This window comes from Mycobacterium sp. (assembly GCF_032161845.1).
GTDB lineage: Bacteria > Actinomycetota > Actinomycetes > Mycobacteriales > Mycobacteriaceae > Mycobacterium.
Map to the genome: position 1 here is coordinate 1 of NZ_JAVRQA010000354.1, position 3,191 is coordinate 3,191.

The window sequence follows — 3,191 nt, forward strand, 5'->3', positions numbered from 1 at the left end:
GACGTCGTCGGTGTACTGGTCAACCCACGGATCCCAGTTCCTCGTCTCGGCGGCGCGGGCCACCGTGGCCTCGAATTCGGCGAACGCCTCGACCAGCTCGTCGCGACTGAAAGTGCTACCCGTCACACCCAGAACTAGAACACGTTCTACCTCTGTTTGTCGAGCGGCCGTATCGTCGCGGGCGTGAACGTCGTGCGCGCGTTGACGGTCTGGGTGGCGGCCGCACTCGTGACCGCGCCCGTCGCGTCCGCTGACGACCTCGCAGGCCTCGTCGACGTCGGCGGAGGCCGAAGCCTCTATCTGGACTGTCAGGGTGCGGGCTCACCCAGTGTGTTCGTCATCCCTGGCAAGGGCAGCTACGCCGAGGCATGGAACGCCGCCGTGCTGCCTGACGACCCGATCCGGTCGTCGCCCTACGACCTGATCGAACAGGCGAAGATCGCCGCGAGTCCCGACGCCGCCCAACCCTTGGTGGCGCGGGTGACGCGGATCTGCACCTACGACCGGCCGAACACCCGACCGGATGGCGCCGATCGATCGACGCCGACCGCTCAGCCGCACACCGTCCAGTCCGATGTCGACGACGTCGTGAGTCTCGTTGCCGCAGCCCGTCTTCCGACGCCGATGGTGTTCGTCGCCCATTCGTATGGCGGCCTCGTCCTCGACCTTCTCGCGCGCCAACACCCGGAACTGATCAGCGGGCTGGTGTTCTCCGAACCCACCTCCGAATTCCTGCCAGGCCTCGGCAGGCCCGACCAGAACGCAGCCTTCGACACCGACGCACAGGCAGGCGCCCCCGGCGAGGAGGCGATCCTCGCCGACGACGCCTTCGCGACCATCGCCGCCGCCCCTCCGTTGCCGCACGTGCCCGCGATCGTGCTCAGTGCGGACAAGTTCGCGGCGCCGGCGGGGCTCAAGCCGGACAACTACACCCAGGCCCAGATCCATCAGGCGAACGACATGCTGGCCGCGGCCCTCGGCACCACCAACGTCGTCATCCCCGGCACCGGGCACAACCAGATGCTGTACCAGCCGCGGGCGGTCGCCGATCAGATCATTGCGGTCGTAGACCGGGTTCGAGCCGAGCCGTGACGGGGAACTTTCCGAAGGGCGCTTGAGGTTATACGAGTGCCAACTTCAAGGAGGATCAGTGGCAGCGACGAACCCCAAGACCTACAACAAGAACCCGGCGGCAGTGAATGCCCTTTCTCCTGAGCAGTACCAGGTGACCCAGAAGAGTGGCACCGAGGCACCGTTCACCGGCGAGTACTGGGACAACCACGAACCGGGCATCTACGTGGACGTGGTATCCGGTGAGCCGCTGTTCGCCTCGACCGACAAGTTCGAGAGCGGATCGGGTTGGCCGAGTTTCACCAAGCCGATCGATTCTGAACATGTCGTGGAGAAGCGCGACTTCAGCCATCTGATGCTGCGCACCGAAGTCCGCTCGACACACGGCGACAGCCACCTCGGCCACGTGTTCAACGACGGCCCTCGGGAGGCCGGCGGGTTGCGCTACTGCATCAACTCGGCTTCGCTGAGGTTCATCCATCTCGACGACCTCGAGTCCGAGGGTTACGGCGAGTTCACATCACTGTTCAAGGAGGCTCGGGCATGACGACCAAGACGGCGATCCTCGCAGGCGGCTGCTTCTGGGGCATGCAGGACCTGATCCGCAAGCAACCCGGCGTGGTGACCACGCGCGTCGGCTACACGGGCGGCAAGAACGCCAACGCCACGTACCGCAACCATCCCGGGCATGCCGAGGCCATCGAGATCACCTACGACCCGGCGCAGACCGACTACCGGGCGCTGCTGGAATTCTTCTTCCAGATTCACGATCCGACGACCAAGGACCGCCAGGGCAACGACGTCGGTAGCAGCTACCGGTCGGCGATCTTCTACACCGACGACGAGCAGAAGGCCGTCGCGCTGGACACCATCGCCGACGTCGAGGCCTCCGGCCTGTGGCCGGGCAAGGTCGTCACCGAGGTCACCCCGGCGGTGGACTTCTGGGAGGCCGAGCCCGAGCACCAGGACTACCTGGAGCGCTACCCCAGCGGGTACACCTGCCACTTCCCGCGGGCGGGGTGGAAGCTCCCGAGGCGCGAAACCGCAGCCCAGTAGCCCTTCGCCGGGGAGTGGTTAGGCGAGCGGAGTGGCCCGTCGCCGCACGACGACCCGGCCGCCCGCCTTGGGCGTGTAGGCGACGCCACGCGAGTGGATCTTCTCGTCGCGAGCAGTCGTGGTGTCGATCGTGAAGTGGCGCAACATGGTTCGCAGGACGACGTCCATCTCCACGTTGGCGAACGCGGCACCCACGCAGCGGCGGGTGCCGCCGCCGAACGGGATGAACGCAAAGGTCGATGGCCGCTTGCCCATGAAGCGCTCCGGGTCGAATCGCTGCGGTGACTCGAAATCGTCTGTCCGGCTGTGGATGTGGTCGATCGCGACGAAGATCGAGTAGCCCCTTGGGATCACCCACTCGCCCAGCTCGAACGTGGGCGAGTACACGTGCCGCCCGGCGAAGTCGATGACGGTGCGTGCCCGCTGCGCCTCGAGGATCGTGGCCTGGCGGTACTCGTTGCCGTCGGTCCGCGCCTCGTCGACCAGCTGGCGGAGCACCTCCGGATGCCGGGTCACCCGCTCCAGTACCCAGGCCAGGGTCGACGCCGTGGTCTCGTGCCCCGCGGCCAGCAGCGTCAGCAACTCGTCGGCGATGTCGCGCCGCGACATTGCCGATCCGTCCTCATACGAGCTCCGCAGCAGCAGCGTCAGGACGTCGTCGCGAGCGTCGAAGTTCGGGTCGGCCTTCACGGTGTCGATCAGGCGATCGACGACCGCGTCGTACTGGCGTCGGTAGGCGGCGAGCCTGCCCCAGGGCGTCAACCGGCCGTAGGTGCGCGACGGGGCGGGCAGCACGGCCAGCTTGGAACCCAACGTGACCCACGGCGGGATGATGCGACGCAATTCGTCGAGTTGCTCACCGTCGGCACCGAACACGGCGCGCAGGATGGCGTTCAGCGTGATCCGCATCATCGGCTCGAGCGACTCGAACTCCCGCCCCTCTGGCCACGATGCCGCTTCCCGCAGGGTCTCCTCTTCGAAGATCACCTCGTAGTTCTTGATGCTCTTGCCGTGGAACGGCGGCGTGAGCAGCCTGCGACGTCGCTTGTGCTCGGCACCGTCGA

General features: G+C 66.7%; 4 protein-coding genes and 1 pseudogene. 3 read left to right on the top strand and 2 right to left on the bottom strand.

The genetic code is table 11. The annotated features are described in order from the left end of the window. Window positions 1-126: pseudogene (locus tag QOD90_RS19075) on the bottom strand (nuclear transport factor 2 family protein); the annotation flags it as partial. 57 nt (window positions 127-183) lie between these two features. On the opposite strand from QOD90_RS19075, the gene QOD90_RS19080 reads away from it, so the two are divergent. The 3 genes from QOD90_RS19080 to msrA are packed head-to-tail and all read left to right on the top strand — an operon-like array spanning window position 184 to window position 2,127. Further along, window positions 184-1,092, top strand: a complete 909-nt coding sequence (locus tag QOD90_RS19080; protein ID WP_526352395.1) for an alpha/beta fold hydrolase — start codon at window positions 184-186, stop codon at window positions 1,090-1,092. Window positions 1,093-1,150: 58 nt separating this feature from the next. After that, window positions 1,151-1,618 carry a peptide-methionine (R)-S-oxide reductase MsrB gene (msrB, locus tag QOD90_RS19085; RefSeq protein WP_526352396.1) on the top strand — a complete coding sequence of 156 codons (468 nt, stop codon included), beginning with the start codon at window positions 1,151-1,153 and terminating at the stop codon, window positions 1,616-1,618. Then, on the top strand, window positions 1,615-2,127 hold the full coding sequence (msrA, locus tag QOD90_RS19090) for a peptide-methionine (S)-S-oxide reductase MsrA (RefSeq protein ID WP_526352397.1): 513 nt from the start codon (window positions 1,615-1,617) through the stop codon (window positions 2,125-2,127). Before msrB ends, msrA begins: the two co-directional genes overlap by 4 nt. Window positions 2,128-2,145: 18 nt before the next feature. On the opposite strand, the gene QOD90_RS19095 is transcribed toward msrA, so the two are convergent. Then, window positions 2,146-3,191: cytochrome P450 (locus QOD90_RS19095; RefSeq protein ID WP_526352398.1), on the bottom strand; the 1,046-nt coding region annotated here is incomplete at its 5' end.